General features: G+C 62.7%; 16 protein-coding genes. 7 read left to right on the forward strand and 9 right to left on the reverse strand.

Features of this window, described 5'->3' with window-relative positions:
• Window positions 1-82 precede the first annotated feature (82 nt).
• Window positions 83-877: a DeoR/GlpR family DNA-binding transcription regulator gene (locus tag DIE15_RS33785; protein ID WP_057928216.1), complete on the forward strand. Its 795-nt coding sequence runs from the start codon at window positions 83-85 to the stop codon at window positions 875-877.
• A 22-nt stretch (window positions 878-899) separates the two neighbouring features.
• Window positions 900-1622 (forward strand): SDR family NAD(P)-dependent oxidoreductase, encoded by a 723-nt coding sequence (locus tag DIE15_RS33790; protein ID WP_124835590.1) that lies wholly within the window; start codon window positions 900-902, stop codon window positions 1620-1622.
• Between the two features lie 101 nt (window positions 1623-1723).
• Here DIE15_RS33790 and DIE15_RS33795 read toward each other — a convergent pair whose 3' ends face one another.
• Window positions 1724-2779: an aldo/keto reductase gene (locus tag DIE15_RS33795; RefSeq protein ID WP_057928214.1), complete on the reverse strand. Its 1056-nt coding sequence runs from the start codon at window positions 2777-2779 to the stop codon at window positions 1724-1726.
• A 72-nt stretch (window positions 2780-2851) separates the two neighbouring features.
• Complete coding sequence (locus DIE15_RS33800; RefSeq protein ID WP_057928213.1) at window positions 2852-3442, reverse strand: flavodoxin family protein; 591 nt, start codon at window positions 3440-3442, stop codon at window positions 2852-2854.
• 117 nt (window positions 3443-3559) lie between these two features.
• On the opposite strand from DIE15_RS33800, the gene DIE15_RS33805 reads away from it, so the two are divergent.
• Complete coding sequence (locus tag DIE15_RS33805) at window positions 3560-4465, forward strand: LysR family transcriptional regulator (RefSeq protein WP_124835577.1); 906 nt, start codon at window positions 3560-3562, stop codon at window positions 4463-4465.
• 75 nt (window positions 4466-4540) lie between these two features.
• Here DIE15_RS33805 and DIE15_RS33810 read toward each other — a convergent pair whose 3' ends face one another.
• Window positions 4541-5053, reverse strand: a complete 513-nt coding sequence (locus tag DIE15_RS33810) for a lipocalin-like domain-containing protein (protein WP_242431882.1) — start codon at window positions 5051-5053, stop codon at window positions 4541-4543.
• A 258-nt stretch (window positions 5054-5311) separates the two neighbouring features.
• Window positions 5312-6013 (reverse strand): Imm50 family immunity protein, encoded by a 702-nt coding sequence (locus DIE15_RS33815; protein WP_124835578.1) that lies wholly within the window; start codon window positions 6011-6013, stop codon window positions 5312-5314.
• Between the two features lie 77 nt (window positions 6014-6090).
• On the opposite strand from DIE15_RS33815, the gene DIE15_RS33820 reads away from it, so the two are divergent.
• The gene (locus tag DIE15_RS33820; protein ID WP_124835579.1) at window positions 6091-7071 is read left to right on the forward strand and encodes a hypothetical protein; all 981 of its coding nucleotides are present in this window, start codon (window positions 6091-6093) and stop codon (window positions 7069-7071) included.
• A 218-nt stretch (window positions 7072-7289) separates the two neighbouring features.
• Here the strand turns inward: DIE15_RS33820 and DIE15_RS33825 are convergent, their stop codons facing one another.
• The 5 genes from DIE15_RS33825 to gltP form a co-directional block, all read right to left on the reverse strand.
• Window positions 7290-7691 carry a hypothetical protein gene (locus DIE15_RS33825; protein WP_124835591.1) on the reverse strand — a complete coding sequence of 134 codons (402 nt, stop codon included), beginning with the start codon at window positions 7689-7691 and terminating at the stop codon, window positions 7290-7292.
• Between the two features lie 575 nt (window positions 7692-8266).
• The gene (locus DIE15_RS33830; protein ID WP_057928240.1) at window positions 8267-8560 is read right to left on the reverse strand and encodes a GYD domain-containing protein; all 294 of its coding nucleotides are present in this window, start codon (window positions 8558-8560) and stop codon (window positions 8267-8269) included.
• Between the two features lie 284 nt (window positions 8561-8844).
• Window positions 8845-9864, reverse strand: coding sequence for an IS110 family transposase (locus DIE15_RS33835; RefSeq protein WP_124835580.1), 1020 nt, complete (start codon window positions 9862-9864; stop codon window positions 8845-8847).
• A 538-nt stretch (window positions 9865-10402) separates the two neighbouring features.
• The gene (locus DIE15_RS33840; protein ID WP_124835581.1) at window positions 10403-11680 is read right to left on the reverse strand and encodes an aminotransferase class V-fold PLP-dependent enzyme; all 1278 of its coding nucleotides are present in this window, start codon (window positions 11678-11680) and stop codon (window positions 10403-10405) included.
• 53 nt (window positions 11681-11733) lie between these two features.
• Window positions 11734-13062 (reverse strand): glutamate/aspartate:proton symporter GltP, encoded by a 1329-nt coding sequence (gene gltP, locus DIE15_RS33845; RefSeq protein WP_124835582.1) that lies wholly within the window; start codon window positions 13060-13062, stop codon window positions 11734-11736.
• Window positions 13063-13222: 160 nt separating this feature from the next.
• Here gltP and DIE15_RS33850 point away from each other — a divergent pair, with 160 nt between their 5' ends.
• The 3 genes from DIE15_RS33850 to DIE15_RS33860 all read left to right on the forward strand — a co-directional run bounded on the left by DIE15_RS33850 (window position 13223) and on the right by DIE15_RS33860 (window position 16627).
• Complete coding sequence (locus DIE15_RS33850; RefSeq protein WP_124835583.1) at window positions 13223-14140, forward strand: LysR family transcriptional regulator; 918 nt, start codon at window positions 13223-13225, stop codon at window positions 14138-14140.
• A gap of 224 nt (window positions 14141-14364) precedes the next feature.
• Window positions 14365-15672, forward strand: a complete 1308-nt coding sequence (locus DIE15_RS33855; protein ID WP_124835584.1) for a dicarboxylate/amino acid:cation symporter — start codon at window positions 14365-14367, stop codon at window positions 15670-15672.
• 13 nt (window positions 15673-15685) lie between these two features.
• Window positions 15686-16627: an amino acid ABC transporter substrate-binding protein gene (locus tag DIE15_RS33860; RefSeq protein WP_057928207.1), complete on the forward strand. Its 942-nt coding sequence runs from the start codon at window positions 15686-15688 to the stop codon at window positions 16625-16627.
• Window positions 16628-16720 lie beyond the last annotated feature (93 nt).

The raw sequence follows: 16720 nt of genomic DNA on the forward strand, positions 1-16720 counted from the left end.
GTCGCTGCGGCAATTCGATAAACTTGTCGGTCGGGATGCGCGGACTTGCGCGCCAATGCGATCAGACCAGGAATTCACGCACATGAAAGTGACCAGGCGCCGGGAGGCGATGCTGCAGGCCGTGCTCGGGGGCATGACGGACGTTGCGACGTTGTGCGAGCACTTCGGGATGTCGGAAGCGACGGTTCGCCGGGATCTGCGTGCGCTCGCGAGCGACCGTCGCATTCTGCGCACGTACGGCGGCGCCGCCGCGGTCGGCGGCCACGAGCCTGAGCCCTCGCTCGAGGAGCGGCGCGTCAGTTCGCAGGAGCAGAAGGAAGCCATCGCGCACGCGGCAAGCGCGTTCGTCGAGGATGGCGACACCGTGTTCCTCGACGGCGGCACCACGACCGCGGCGCTGGCGCGCCTGCTTGCCGGCCGGACCGCCGTTCACGTCGTCACCAACAACCTGCTGGTCGTGAGCCCGCTCGCATCGTCAGGGGTTGCTGTGACGGTGATCGGCGGCGACGTCCGGTCGTCCAGCATGAGCACGCTCGGGCCGCTCGCGCAGATCGCGCTGAGCCGCCTGAGCGTCGACAAGGCCTTCCTCGGCGCCGACGGCGTGGTCGCCGAACTGGGTTTGTGCGAGGCGAGCAGCGAGCAGTCGTATCTGAAGGAGTGCGTGATGCGGCAGGCGGCGGAGGTCTTCGTGCTCGTGACCGCGGACAAGCTCGGACGCGCGAGCCAGCAGCACTGGACGCCGCTCGAGCGCGACTGGACGCTCGTGACGGATGACGCCGCCCTGCCCGAGCAGCTCGATCCGTTCCATTCGCAGGCGCGGATCACGGTGCATGCGGTCAGCACGAAGACTGCGGCGACATCCGCCGGTTCATCGTAGTTCAAACGTAGCAGGAGCGATCGTGGGTCAATTGGAGCAGTCGGGTTCGGGTTCGCGCCATGCCGTCGTCACGGGCGCGTCGTCGGGAATCGGGCAAGCGATCGTCGATCGTCTGCTGTCCGATGGCTGGCGCGTCACGGGACTGTGCCGCTCGCACATTGAAACGACCCGCGATGCGCTGACAATCGTGCCGGTCGACGTCACCGACTTCGCGGCACTCGGGCCCGTGTGCGATGAACTGGGCGCGGTGGACGCGCTGGTGCATGCGGCCGGGTTCATGCGTACCGCACCGCTCGGTCAGCTTTCACATGAAGACGGAGCAGCCATGGAAGACGGAGCAGCCATGTGGCGCCTGCACGTCGAGTCCGCAACCTTTCTCGCCGATCGGCTGGTGCCGCGGATGCCCGCAGGCGGACGCATCGTACTGCTGGGCAGCCGCACCGCCAACGGCGCGGCCACCCGCAGCCAGTATGCGGCGACCAAATCCGCGCTGGTCGGCCTGGCGCGGTCCTGGGCGGCGGAACTCGCGCCGCGGGGCATCACCGTCAACGTCGTCGCGCCCGGCGCGACGGACACGCCGTTCCTGCGTGATCCGGCGCGCGCGGCAACGCCTCCCCGCCTGCCGCCGATCGGGCGATTCATCACGCCCGAGGAAGTCGCCGCGCTGACCGGCTTCCTGTTGAGCGCCGATGCGAGCGCGATCACCGGGCAGCAGATCGTCATGTGCGGCGGCGCGTCGCTTTGACGCGGCGAGGTGCTTCCTTTCGCGTCACGCGTGTGCCCGACTCGACACCGGGCGTGTTCGCGACCGCCCCGGTCGAACAGATGGATGTCGCGTCGCCGATCCTATTTCGACACGGCACGTGCGAAAGGCTGCGGCAGCCGCCCCGCCGCCTGACGATCGATCATCCAGCCGGGATAACAGGGCGGCAACGCACTCACGGCGTCAAGATGCGCAAGCTCGTCGTCGGTCAGGACGACATCGACCGCGCCGAGATTGTCCTCAAGCTGCTCGACCCGTTTGGCACCGATGATGACGCTCGTGACATGCGGCTTCGCGAGTAACCACGCGAGCGCGATCCGGGCGACCGACACGCGCCGATCATCGGCGATGGCGCGCATCGCCGCGACGCACGGCCAGGCCCGCTCGAGATCGACCGGCGGAAAATCGAAATGGCTGCGCCGCGCGCCTTCTTCGGTCGGCGCCCCGGGACCGAACTTCCCCGAAAGCAATCCGCCGGCGAGCGGCGACCAGACGAGCAAGCCCATCCGCTCCTCGATCGCGAGCGGCACCAGTTCGCGCTCCACGTCACGTCCGGCGATCGAATAGTAGGCCTGCAGCGTCTCGAAGCGCGTCGCATGAAGCGCTTCGCCGAGTCCGAGCGCCTTGCCGATCTTCCCGGCGCGCCAGTTCGACACGCCGACATAGCGAACCAGTCCCTGGCGCGTCAGATCGTCGAGCGCCCGCAGCGTCTCTTCGATCGGCGTGACGGAATCGTTCGCATGGATCTGGTAAAGGTCGACATGGTCGACCTGCAGCCGCTCCAGGCTTCGCTGCACGGAATCCATGATGTGGCCGCGCGACGCGCCCTGATCGTTGGGTGTCGGGCCCATCACGCCGGCCGTCTTGGTTGCCAGCACGATCTCGCCGCGCGGCACGCCGAGGTCCCGCAGCGCTTGTCCGACGAGGCGTTCCGACTGACCGAACGAGTAAATGTCCGCGGTATCGATGAAGTTGATGCCGTCGGCCAGCGCGCGGGCGATCAGACGCGTCGCGTCGTCCTGGCCGACCGCGCCGATCGCCGCCCACATGCCGGCATCGGCATTGCCGCCCAGCGTCATCGTGCCGAGACACAGCTCGGAGACATACAGGCCGGTGCGGCCCAGTTGCTTGTATTTCATGCCCGTTTCCTTCCGGATCGGCTGGGAAGAATGCGGCGGCGTCCGGTCCGGCGCGCGCCGCACGCCAGGATGTCAGCTGTTTCGAGCGTGTCCTGCCCGAAACTGTCCGGCGATCGTTGCGACGCGCGCGCCATAGCGGCGTGCCGTCTCGAGATCCCCCGCCGACATCTCGTCGGGAGACGCGTCGGCCGGCGTCTGCGCCATCGGCGCGATATAGGCGCCCATGCGATTCAGGTCGTCGCGCATCGACGCCTTCAGGTTCGCCGGCTTGATGTCCATGCTCGCCCAGATGCCGCCGTGCTGCCCGGCGAGCAGAACGAAGTATTCGAGCGTATTGAGCTTGTCGCCGTTGATGCTGGCGCTGTTGGTAAAGCCGCCGAAGATCTTGTTGCGCCACGCGCCGTCGAACCAGGCCTTCGACGATGCGTCGGCGAACTTCTTGAACTGCCAGCTCGGGCCGCCCATGTAGGTCGGCGAGCCGAACAGGATCGCATCGGCGCCGGCAAGCGTCTCCCACGCGTCCGGTGGAATATTTCCGTCGGCGTCGATGGCGACGACTGCGGCGCCAGCGCCTTCGGCGACCGCCGCGGCCATGCGTTCGGTATGCCCATAGCCCGAGTGGTAGACGACGACCGCTTTAACCGGCGTGATGTGTTGCGTCATGCTTGCTCCCTTTCGTTCAGGTTGTCGTCGGGCGACGACATGGGAAGCACTCTACTGAGTCGCAATTGAGTCATAAATGACGACCGATTGAACGTTCTGTTACTCGCAGAGTGAACAATGAAAAACCTTGACGCGCTGTTGATCTTTGCCCGTGTCGCCGAAATGACGAGCTTCACGCGCGCGGCCGAAAGCCTGGGTATCCAGAAAGGACGTGTGTCGATGGTGATCCGCCGGCTCGAGCGCGACGTGGGCGTCGCGCTGCTGCATCGGACCACGAGAAGCGTGCAGCTGACCGAAGACGGACGCGCCTTCTATTCGCGTGCGCGGGACCTGCTGGCCGAAGTGCAGGAACTGCAATCGATGTTCTCCGGCAATGGCACCCGCCTGCGGGGACGGTTGCGCGTCGACATGCCGACCGAGCTCGCGCGCAGCGTCGTGATTCCCGCATTACCGCAACTGATGGCCGCGCATCCCGAACTGGAACTGGAGCTTTCGAGCACCGATCGGCGTGTCGATCTCGTCCAGGAAGGATTCGATTGCGTGATCCGTCTCGGGCCGATCGTGGACGAGACGCTGGTTGCCCGGCCGTTGGGCCGGCTGCGCATGATCAATGCGGCGAGCCCCGGTTATCTCGAGCGGTACGGTGTGCCACATACGCTCGATGATCTGCTCGGCCAGGGGCACCGGATGGTCCACTACACGCTGACGCTCGGTGCCCGACATCCCGGATGGGAATATCCGGACGGCGACGGCTATGCGACGCTTGCATTGCCGAGCGCGATGCAGGTCAACAGCGTGCAGACGTATCACGCGGCAGGGCTTGCCGGCATCGGGTTGATCCAGGCCGGGTATTCAGGGGTTGCGAGTCACATCGCAAGCGGTGCACTGGTGGAGGTGCTGCCGGATCTGCGTCCCGAGCCGCTGGCCGCGTCGCTCGTCGTGGCCCATCGGCGTAATCTGTCGCCGCGCGTGCGGGCGTTCATGGACTGGATCGAGGGGGTGTTGGCGCCGTATTTCGATTGAGGGGAGTGGCCGTTCGCTCCGGGTTCGGTCATCCCTGAGAAGGCGCGACGTCAACTACCCGGCCTGCGCTCGAAGTCATTTGGCTCGCCTTAGCACGACCTCGCCCGAGCCGCCCCCTGAAGCGGCAGGCGTCGTCCATCTGAGCTCATCTCCCGAGAGGACAAACGGCCTGCGCTGCTCGACGCCATTCCAGTTTGGAAATGTGCTCGTATCGATGCGAAAGGTGATGGTTTTGTCTGCTTCGTTGACGACGTACGTACCAAAGTGGGCGATCGAACCTTGCACCACCGCGCGATATTCCTCCGCACTGCCCTTCATTCGATCGTTGGATACGTACTTGGGCAGGTCGCCGCGCGAATTCACCAGCGCGTAGTGGCCATGGCCGTCAAAGATCACCAGACCGTGGGGATTGGGCCCGTACATGGGTGTGCGGCTGCCGTCCGGACGGACAGTATCGACCGAGACATACGTCCACGCGCCGGCCAGTTGCTGGTCCAATGACTGCTGGCTCAACGCGGCGCCCGATTGAAGCATGAGTCCCAGAAGCACCAGTCGCGAAACGGTAGGGACGATGTGGATGTGATTCACGGCCCTTCTCCTCTCGCAACGCAACCCGTAACGACAAATATAGGATGCAAGCAGGGAAAGACAGGGGGTAATCGCAGCCACCTCGACAAGTAACGCTCAAAGGCCGCTATTGGGTGCAATTGGCTCCGGCCATAGTTGGCCACGTAGCTGCCGGACATGGTCGGCTGTAGGCGACCCGGAGCGGCCATTCAGTCTTCTCTGAAGGCGACGTTGGTAAGCCTGACCAAGCCGGTGGATCCTATGCCTTATGTCACGCGATTACGTGCGTTCGGGCAAATACGGTTCCACGCACATCACGCGAGCAACTGCGCAATAGAGCAGGAGCGAAAAGCCGGTGGATGGCTCCAAATCGACCTGGATGCGGCCATCGTCACACCGTGAAAAACGCAAGTCATAGATCCAAGAAGGATCGCTTACGTTATCTGTGGCGAACTCGTCCCCGTCCACGTCTTCCAGCAGAAACGTAAGTTTGCAATGCCGGTTCTCGCCTTGCCACTCCGGATTGTCTTGTCCCCAGTGATGAAGAACAAGCTCCATGTCCGCTTGTCCTTTTCCACCGGATACGCGTCGACGCAGCGTTACAGAAAGGAGTTCGGCATCATGAAATCCGGGCCAGTACCCGTAGATGCGGCGGATTAGCCACGCATCGGTTACCACGCCCTCGTCAGTTTCCTTGCGGTTCCTGTTTCGATCCGATTCCCATACCTCCGGCAATTTTTCGACCATTTCCTCGAGAGTGTTTCGGAGATATTTCTCCGCTTGTTCAGGCGTGCCCCGGAAATTCAGAACAGTCGCGCCGCTTCCGAGGCGGCCATCGCACGCTTCCTGCACGATTTCAAAGCCATAGATAAACGTACCATCGTCGCGCTGGTAGAGGTGATAGCCCACGTCATACGTCAAACCGCGTGCGTTCTTGCGGATGTACTTGAACGTATTCTCGTAATTCGACTGAAGTTTCATGTGCCTCTCTCACGTCTGCCGAGCGTGCTAGATTATGCTACCGCCTACGGCACGGATGCGATGCGAGCCAATAAGCCATGACTACGCCACCAGACGCTCCCGCTTTTATCCTCGAAGCCATCGATGAGCACCTGTTAAGCCCATGTTTGGCAACCCGATTTAGAACTGCAGATCTAGCGAAGCTCAAGAGTATTCTGGCCATCGAAGATGACGACGATCCGTCGGTCGACAAGGTTTATCTGCTGTCACCGCACGAAACCACCGCGCTTTGCAGCGCATTTGGTGTGAGATTTGACAGCGGACGCCGGGAGGTTTTCCTGTTCAAGGATTGCCGTCGCTTGCCACGCTCGCCCTACCTATTCCATACCGGTTACGAGTTGCCCCTGCTGCTGGATGGAAGAAAGAAACTCGCATTCTTCACGTTCGACAGCGACGATGGCTTGAGTTTTGACAGCCGATTGAAGGCGTGTTTCGATCACTTTGTTGCGGCGGGATTGCTGCACGGAGAAGAGAATCTAGACATCCTGCCCAATTCTCCCGGCCGCCGTGTCGGCTACGTTTATTACGCAGCCAAAGGAGAGGAGTGGCGTATCCCAGCCTTTAGGCTGCTAAGACAAGCCGCTGGCGCGGCAGGCGGCTGGAATGAAACCTTCGAGCGACTCGAAGGAACATTGATGGGCTACGAAGACTGGCAAAACGACTGGTGGCTGGAACAGCAGGCTCGCGGCAATGGCGTCCTCTACGGTATGTCCTTCCGGTGCGCGGTCACGAAAGCCGGGCTCGACTGGGTTATCCAATCGGGTAATCGAGCCCTCCCGCCGGTAGAGGGACCGACATTGACCATTCAAGCGTCCCATGCCCTCAACGACGAGGTGATGGATCTAGCACTCCGAGAAGATGCCGACATCGAAGCGTTCATTCAATTCAACGTGCCCGGTCGCCACCTAATGGGCGTATGTGATCTCAGAACAGCCGGGCCATTTCTGATTCCCGCAACAATGATTTCTGACGTCAATCGCAAGCTGACGCGTCAGGTTCAAATTGTCGCACGTAGATAACAGAAGGCGGGCAGAGTTTTGAACCTGCCCGATATTGGCGATTGTCTACGATCTGTAGGGCGACGCCGAACGACCGAAACTGGCCGCCTCCTGACACTGGGGCATGTAACGGCCACGAGTTCCCGTTGTCCATGCGCAGCCTCCCAATCATGAAGCGTAGCCACACCGAGGAGCCTCTTTCCGTTCGGCCCGGTGGGTTCAGAAAGTCAGCGGACAAGCTATCCGAAAACCCGAGCCCATACCGCCCGAAGGCGTCGCGCGCGGTCTTCGAAGAGATATGAGGCCGCCAGCGTCAAGAGACCTGAAATCGCACCCGTCACGATGTGCTCGACATAGGGGATACGGTAGTGACTCGTGTGCGAGTAGGCGTCGCCCAACGTTGTCAGGACGCCAACGACCAGCGCATTGCCGTATCGATGCGCGTAGAGTTTCGCCGCAGGCGTGAAAGTCAAAAATACAGCCAGGAGTCCAGTAAGCAGTCCTGTATGAAATGCAATAGTCCAGTGGGCAAGGCTCATGATATTTCCCCAGCTCCCCGGCATGCAGGTCATGCACGCACTGGTCGGCTGCCAGAAACGCTGGGCAAACAGTCTGACGCGGTGCTTCCACTCGGTTGACATGATGCATCCCATCAATGCCGTCGTCACGGCCAGCGCCATCACATGTATCGTTGACGCAGTTTCCAAATCCTTTAACGAGCTTGCCGCCCTCACGGATGAGTTGGCTGTGCGCCGCAGAGGCCGAGCAATAACTCAGACATTGGGGGAATACTACTCCACGATCAGACGGCCGCTGTTTCGACCGAGACCGGAATTCAACTCTTGCGTCGATCAGTGCGGCCCCATCCATGACGACCGACGCGAGCACGAAAACAGCCCGACCGCGAGCCGGCAATCGCACTCGGGATTAGGCGGATGATTGCGAGCGTTTCGGCGCGAGGCACGAGGCACGAGGCACGAAGATGCTGGCCGTGATTCGGTTACCGATGTCGCGCAGGAAATCTGCCCACTCACTACAACCTTCCCGTATAAGCAGCGCCGTTTCTTGTCGTGGATTAACCACCGAAAGCGTAACTGCGCAAGCGCCTGGCTCGTGAGCGATACCCGTGATGCCACGATGCGAGGACAACCAACCAGCTTCCAAGGCGCCCGTTTCACCACTGTCGGTGGCTGGTTGCATCTCGCGCGTCAAGGCTTCACTTCATGCCGCCGACGATCCTCTCCATTTCCGCTTCGCCGAAAGCACGCATGCTGACGGTTCGAACATTGCCTAACTGCGCCAGCATCAGTCCCAGCCGCGTCGCGGTTTCGTCGTCGGGTGCATCGAGTGTCGCGACGATGTCGTAAGGCCCAAGTGTCCATTTGAGCGAGCCGACGGTGACGCCCATCGCCCGCGCCCCTTCCTGAAACGCTTTCGCTCGCTGGACCGTGTCTTTCACGGATTGCACACCTTGGTCAGTCCAATTCATCAATACGATGTATGTCGCCATATTGCCTATATGAACGCGTCCCGTTTGCAACAGTTCTCGTGTATTCCGACAGACAGGATGGGCTGCAGCTCTATATCCGGCCTTGATGCAGCCGATACCTCCGCTGCGGGCCCCTATGAAATCCGCTGGCCCGCGCCTCATTCTCCGAACGAGCTCAAAGCTCTTGGCGATATTCAGGCTTGGCGGGCCCAGGTCCTACCTGGCTCGTCATCACACTCGATTGCTGCGCAACCTTTCGACGTTCACCCTGTGTCAATGTTGATCTTCTACCTCGCACGAACCGATCAGGCTGGTTTCACGCTGACGTAGTCCTTCCGATACGGTTGCTCATGAGCGAGTACCGCCCAGATCGTCCGCGCCATCTTGTTGGCCAACGCGACGATCACGACATTCGTTGGTCGTCGCTTCTTGATCTGCTCGACCCACGGCCCCGGCTCCTTCGCGTGGGTGAGTACGCTGCGCGCGCCGTGAATCAGCAACGTGCGCAGATACGTGTCGCCTCTCTTGCTGATTCCGTGCAGATTCACCTTGCCGCCAGAGCCTGTCTGCTTGGGCACCAAACCCGCCCACGCCGCAAATTCCCGTCCCGATCTGAACGCTTTCGGATCGCCCATCATGGCCACTGCCGCGGTCGCCGTCAGTAACCCCACGCCAGGAATCTCACTGATTGCCTGCACTGCCCGGTCTTCCTTCTTCCATTCGCGCATGCGTCGCTCGATCTCGGCAATCTGTTCGTCAAGTCGTGCCAACCCATTCCACTGTTCGCGCAACGTATCGACCAGTGCCGCTGGCAGACGCTCCGCGATCCGGCCAAGCGCCGCCGGTATCTCCTTGTCCAGTGCCGCCCGGCCACGGCTCATCACCTCGCCGTATTCCGTCAGCAGTCCACGCAGCCCGTTGATCTGCATCGTGCGGAACTTCACCAACTGCTCCCGCATCCGGTGCAGCGCCAACATCGCCTGCTGCATTTCCGTCTTCACCGCTATCGGCTTGCCCGGCTGCTGTACCGCCAGCCAGATCGCTCGCGCGTCTGCCGCATCGTTCTTGTTGCGGATGTTGAATGCCTTCACGAACTCCGCCGGCATCAGCCTGACCTCGTGACCCATCCGCTTCAGCGCTCGGGCCCAGTGGTGCGCACCGCCACACGCCTCCATCCCAATTAGGCTCCGCTCACGATTCGCGAAGTGCTCCAGAAACTTCGCACGCTTGATCGCCTTGTTCACGATCTCGCCGCTTGCCTGATCAACGTAATGCACCTGGAACACGTTCTTGGCGATATCGACGCCCATGGCCATACTGTTCATCGTGGATCCTCCGGTTGCCGGGAAATGCGTGCATTTTCCACCTGGGCACATCGATGCCGTTGGCCCGTGAGGATCCACCTCCTTTTGCTCCTGCCTTCACGGGTGGGACGCGTTCATTTCAATTCTCCGATGGTTGAGGAGCCCATCCCCGCGCCCTCGCCCATGCACGGGCCGAACTCCACCGACCGGCCGCAAGCGTTTGCGGCCGGTGCAGTTTTCGTTTACCCCGGGATTTGTCGGACGTGTGCGTTGTTGGCGCACGCATGCCGTTGATAATTCGGTCAACGTAAACAGTATAGAAAGCGAATCAGCCGCCGGCGGGTCAATGATTGCGTCTTGTGCGATACCCGCGTCGTCGCAGATCGCATGTCATGTCGGGACATGTATCGAGCTGGAAACGGTGTCATCAGCCAGCTACAGCTTCGATCTCGATTGGATGCCGAAACTGCCGCCGATCGGCTACGCACCGCTCGCGGACGTGCAGAATTTTACGGCACCGAATGCGACACGGCCCGGATCACCCGGGCCGTGTCGTCAATCACCGGCTCGCCGCCAGCACCTCTGTAACCGCGAGAAACCGCGCGATATCCTCCGGCGCATGACAATGAAGCGGCGATATCCGCACCGCGCCGCCGATCCCGAACGACTTCAGCATCCGGCCGGAATACAAACTCGACGCGACGCGTTCATAGACGATCACACCGTGCTTCTCGTATTCCCGCACCGCTTGCGTCGGTTCGAGGTTCGCGAAGCCGATCCCGACGATCAGGTCGCGCTTCGTCAGGTCGTCGTGATCCCAATAGACCTCGACACCATCGATCGACCTCAGCCCGCGACGCCCCTCGCACCCATCGAGCAACGCGGCCAACAGCGCGCGTTCATGCAGTTCGATCCGCTGCATGCCCTCGACGAACAACGTGCGCCGATCATCCGAGTCGAGGAAATACCGCCCGATCCACGTGACGTAATCGACGATCGACGTCACCACCGCAAACTGCGCGGGCGCCGGGCTGCCCAGCTCCCATACGTCGCGCCCTTTCGCGGCGAGCCGATGATGCGGCAACGCGGCCGCGCGCGGCGACAGCCACGAGATGCCCGAACCGCGACACCCGAAGAACTTGTACGGCGCGAAGTTGATCCCGTCGACCGGCATGCGCGCCAGGTCGATCACACCGTGCGGCGCATGCTGAACCGCATCGACGATGATGAACAGCCCGGGCTTCTTCTCACGCGCACGCGCGACGAGCGTCTCGATGTCGAATTTCGCGCCGGAGATGTTCGATGCATACATCACGCTGAGCAGCGCGGTATCGGCGTCGACCAGCGACACGATCGCATCGACGTCCACGCCGCCGGTCGCCGGATTGCTCGGCGCGATGCGCAGCGTCTTGCCTGTCCGTTCCGCATAGCCCGTCATCGCGTCGTAGGACGACGGATGCTCGAGAACGGTCGTCACCGCATTGGTGCCCGGCACGTTCTCCATGATCGCGCGCACCATGTCGAACATCGCGCCCGATGCCGTCAGCGACGCATATACGGTGCCGCCCTGCGCGTTCAGGATCGTTCGAACGTCATCCTCGCCGCGCGACTGGATCGCCTGGAGGTCGAGCGCGCGCTCATGGATGCGCTCCGGGCAATCGGGCAGCGCATCGATCCGCGCGTACGCTTCGACCGCGGCCTTCAGCCGGAACGATCCCCCCGCGTTGTCGAAGAACAGCCGCTCGCGACCATCGAGGTCACGATCGACGTGATGAAAGCGCGACTTGACCTGCTGCATCAATGCGTCTGGAAAAAGTGCTCCATGGGTACTACTCATCTTCGATGCTCCTGTCTGCTTCGATATGTTGTGCGATGCATGCATGGCGGCGTTCAGCCGCGCAGCGATTCGAGGTACGCGCGCCCCTTCTCCGCGTCGTACCGGCCTTCCCATTTGGCGATGACGAGCGGCGCGAGCGCGTTGCCGACGACGTTCAGCGCCGTGCGACCCATGTCCATGATCCGGTCGACGCCGGCGATGAATGCCAGCCCTTCGAGCGGCAGCCCCGCACTCGCGAGCGTCGCGAGCATGATCACGAACATGAAGCCCGGTACGCCCGCGGCACCCTTCGACGTGACGACCATGGTCAGCGTCAGCAGGATCTGCTGCTGCCAGTCGAGATGCACGCCGTAGAGCTGCGCGACGAACAGCGTGCCGATGCCGAGATAGATCGACGCGCCGTCGAGGTTGAACGTGTAGCCGGTCGGCACCACGAACGTCGTGATGCTCTTCGGCACGCCGTAGTCCTCCATCTTCTTCATCAGCTGCGGCAGCACGGTCGCAGAGCTGCAGGTCGAGAACGCGATGATCAGTTCGTCCTTGATCACGCGCAGCAGCGTCAGGATGCGAAAGCCGAACAACCGCGCGGTGAGGCCCAGCACGACGATCGCAAACAGCAGGATTGCAAAGTAAGTCACGGCGACCAGCTTCAGCAACGGCAGCAGCGAGCCGAAGCCGAAGCTCGCGACCGTCACCGCGATCAGCGCGCACACGCCGACGGGTGCATAGCGCATCACCATGTTCGTCACCTTGAACATCGCGTCGGCGACGCCCTTGAGCATCGCGATCACCGGCTTGCGGTGTTCTTCCGGCACCGATTGCAGCCCGAGCCCGAACAGCAGCGAGAAAAAGATCACCGGCAGCAGGTCGCCCTTCGCCATCGACGCGACGATGTTGTCCGGGATGATGCCGAGCACCAGCGCCATCAGCCCGTGGTGCGCCTGCTGCACCTGTTGCGTCGCTTGCTGGTAGCGGGAAATGTCCGTGTGCCCGAGTTGCGACATGTCGGTGCCGACGCCCGGCTGCAGCACGTTGCCGATCACGAGCCCGAGGACGATCGCGATCGTCGTGACCACCTCGAAATAGAACAGCGTCTTGAGGCCGATGCGGCCGAGCGACTTGCCGTCGCCCACGCCGGCGATGCCGATCACCATGCTCGTGAACACGATGGGCACGACGATCATCCGCACCAGCTTGATGAAGATGTCGCCGGCCGGCTGCAGCAATCCGGATACGGCCGTCTCGCGCAATGGCGGGAACCGGTTCAACACGAACCCGGTTGCAATGCCGATGACGAGCCCGATGACGATCTGCCAGGCGAGGCCGATGCGCGGCTTGCGTGCCGCGTCGGGGACGGGCGGGGAATCGATGACGGTGTCCATGCTGTCTCCACAATGATGGGGTTCGATTGAACGCCGGACGCGACGTGGCGAGTCTTCCGGCGAACGCAATGGCAGAACCTTAAACAGCCGAAAAATGTAAAAAAAGCGATTTTTTGACATGAGAAAATATCGCTTTTCCTCATCTATCGAGTGCAAGGCAATGCTCACGTTCAAGCAGATGGAAGCGCTGTACTGGATCGTGCAGCTCGGCTCCTTCGACGCGGCGGCCACGCGCCTGAACACGACGCAGTCGGCCGTGTCGAAACGGATCCAGGAACTCGAGCGCGCGTTCGACCTGACCGTGTTCGATCGCGCGCATCGCAGCGCCCGGCTCACCGACAAGGGCGCCGAACTGTTCGAGCACGCGAAGGAATTGCTCGAGCAGCGCGACCGTGTCGTCGAGCGGATGAGTTCGAAGGAAGCCCTGGTGCGGCATGTCCGGATCGGCGTGACCGAACTGACCGCGCTGACCTGGCTGCCGCGCCTGATCGCGGCGATCCAGGCCGCGTATCCGCGGGTGCATGTGGAGGCGGAGGTGGAACTGACCGCGGCGCTACGCGAGCGTCTCGCGGCCGGCACGATCGACCTGATCGTGGTTCCGCAGATTCATGCGACGGAATCGTTCGCGGCGACGGTGGTCGGCGAGGTCGACAATGCGTGGATGTGCGCGGCCGGGTTCATGCCGAAGCGCAAGGCAACCCTTTCGCTGACGGACATCGCCCAGCATCCACTCATCCTGCAGGGAAACCTGTCCGGTACGGGATACCTGTACACCCGCTTCCTGCAGGAACATGGCGTCGCGATGCAGCGCGTGCTGTCGAGCAACAGCCTGATCGCGCAGATCGGCCTGACGCTGTCGGGGCTGGGCGTCAGCTATCTGCCGAAGGCGTGCGTCGCGCATCTGGTCGCATGTGAAGCGCTGGAGATCGTGCGCACGCGGCCGGCGTTGCCGCCGGTGCGCTACGTCGCGCTGCATCGTGCGGAACGCGCCCATTCGCTGACCGCCGAAATCGTTCGGCTGGCGGCGCAGGCGTGCGATTTCAGCAAGAGCCTGCTGGATCCCGCCGCGCATGACTAGCGCGGCATCCCGCAACGAACCGGCCATGTGCTGCCCCGCACAAATCCGCTATCGGGTTGCGCCGGCCCGGGCCCGAGGGGCGCTACCGGCGCAATCGCCGACGGGCAAGCGGTCGCGACGCGGCGCTAGGACAAATCCCGCCCCGGTTGCACTGTTCATCGCCGTTCGCGTCCTGTATTGTCCTTCCATCCCCGGTTGCGGAACCGGTGCATGGGAGGCTCACGATGCAGAAAAAGAATGCTGCAGCCGTCTGGATCCTGATCGCGATGGTGGCGGGCATCCTGATCGGCTACATGATCTTCACGAGCTTTCCCGACAAAAAGGCCACCACCGAGATCGCCGGTTACATCTCGCTCGTGTCCGACGTGTTCCTGCGCCTGATCAAGATGGTGATCGGGCCACTCGTATTCTCCACGCTGGTCGTCGGCATCGCGCACATGGGCGACGCGGCATCGGTCGGGCGCGTGTTCGCGAAATCGATCAGCTGGTTCATCACCGCATCGCTGATCTCGCTGCTGCTCGGGCTGTTCATGGCGAACCTGCTGCGGCCCGGCGACAACCTCGGCTTGCCGCTGCCGGACATCGGCGCCTCGGCGAACCTCGCGACCTCCAAGTTCACGCTGAAGGATTTCGTCGGCCACATGGTGCCGAAGTCGTTCGCGGAGGCGATGGCGAACAACGAGATCCTGCAGATCGTCGTGTTCTCGATGTTCTTCGGCGTGGCGCTGGCGGCGCTCGGCGAGCGCGGCAAGATCCTCGTGGCCGCGATCGACCAGCTGTCGCACGTGATGCTGAAGATCACCGGCTACGTGATGAAGCTCGCGCCGCTCGCGGTGCTGGCCGCGATGGCCGCGACCGTCGCGGTCAACGGGCTGTCGGTGTTGCTGAAGTTCGCGGTGTTCATGGGCGACTTCTACGTGAGCCTGTTCCTGCTCTGGACATTGCTCGTATGCGCCGGGCTGCTGTTCCTCGGGCCGCGCGTGTTCAAGCTGCTGGTGCTGATCAAGGAAGCGTTCATGCTGTCGTTCGCGACGGCAAGCTCCGAAGCCGCGTATCCGAAAATCCTCGATGCGCTCGACCGGTTCGGCGTGCGCCGCAAGATCTCGAGCTTCGTGATGCCGATGGGCTATTCGTTCAACCTCGACGGCTCGATGATGTACTGCACGTTCGCGTCGCTGTTCATCGCGCAGGCGTACAACATGCACCTGTCGCTCGGCACGCAGATCACGATGCTGCTGGTCCTGATGCTGACCTCGAAGGGAATGGCCGGCGTGCCGCGCGCATCGCTCGTCGTGATCGCCGCCACGCTGCACCAGTTCGGGCTGCCGGAGGCCGGGCTGCTGCTGATCCTCGGCGTCGACACGTTCCTCGACATGGGCCGCTCGGCGACCAACGCGGTCGGCAACTCGATCGCAAGCGCGGTGGTCGCGAAGTGGGAAGGCCAGCTCATGTCGGAGGCGGAAGCCGAAGCCAACCTGGCGCGCATCGACGCGGAGCAGGAAGGGACGATCGCGCATCCTGCGGATGTCTGACGGAGGCCCGGCGATGAAGATGCAGCGATTCTGGCGTGCGCTCGCGCTCGCAGGCCTGCTTGCCGCGGGTGCAACCGCGCGCGCGGAAGATGCGCCATCGGCGCCGCCGCGCGTCGAGCCGTTCGCGCCGGCCCAACTGACCGGCACGCTCGCGAAGGTGCGCAACAGCGGCACGATCGCGATCGGCTATCGCGACGCGTCGATACCGTTCTCGTACCTGAACGCACGCAACCAGCCGATCGGTTATTCGATCGAGCTCTGCAAGGCGCTCGTGTCGTCGATCGAGGATGCGATCAACAAGAGCCTGACGATCAGCTGGGTGCCGGTCACGGCCGACAACCGCATCGACGCGGTGGTCAGCGGCAAGGTCGATCTGGAATGCGGCTCCACGACGAGCAACCTGGAGCGCCAGAAGCGCGTGGCGTTCTCGCCGATCTTCTTCGTGGCCGGCACGAAGGTGATGGTGAAGCGAGGCTCGCCGATCCGCTCGTTCCGCGATCTCGCGGGCAAGAAGGTCGCGGTAACGGCCGGCACGACCAACGAGAAGGCGCTGCGCGACCTGGACGCGCGGTTCAGGCTCGGGATCCAGTTGCAGGTGGTGCCGGACCATGCGCAGGGCTTCGCGCTGGTCGCGAACGGCGGCGCCGATGCGTTCGCGACGGACGACGTGCTGCTGTACGGCCTGATTGCCGAGAATGCGGGCAAGGGCGGTCAGTACGACGTGGTTGGCGATTTCCTGTCATACGACCCGTACGGCATCATGTTCCGCAAGGACGATCCGCAGCTCGCGCGGGTCGTGAAGAGCACGTTCGAGGAACTGGCCGCCGACGGCGAGATCACGCGTCAGTACAAGCGCTGGTTCCTGCGTCCGCTGCCGTCGGGCATGAGTCTCAACCTGCCGATGAGCCCGCAACTGGAGACCATCATCGAGACGATCGGCGTGAAGGCCGAATGAGATCGGAGAAGGCGCAGCCGTCTTCCGCCCGAGCGGCAAAAGCCGTTGCTGTCGTTCCTTGTTCGTCCGCTTCACTGGTGTTGGCTGGCAGCC

The organism is Burkholderia sp. Bp9031, assembly GCF_003857965.1.
Classification (GTDB): Bacteria; Pseudomonadota; Gammaproteobacteria; order Burkholderiales; family Burkholderiaceae; genus Burkholderia; species Burkholderia ambifaria_A.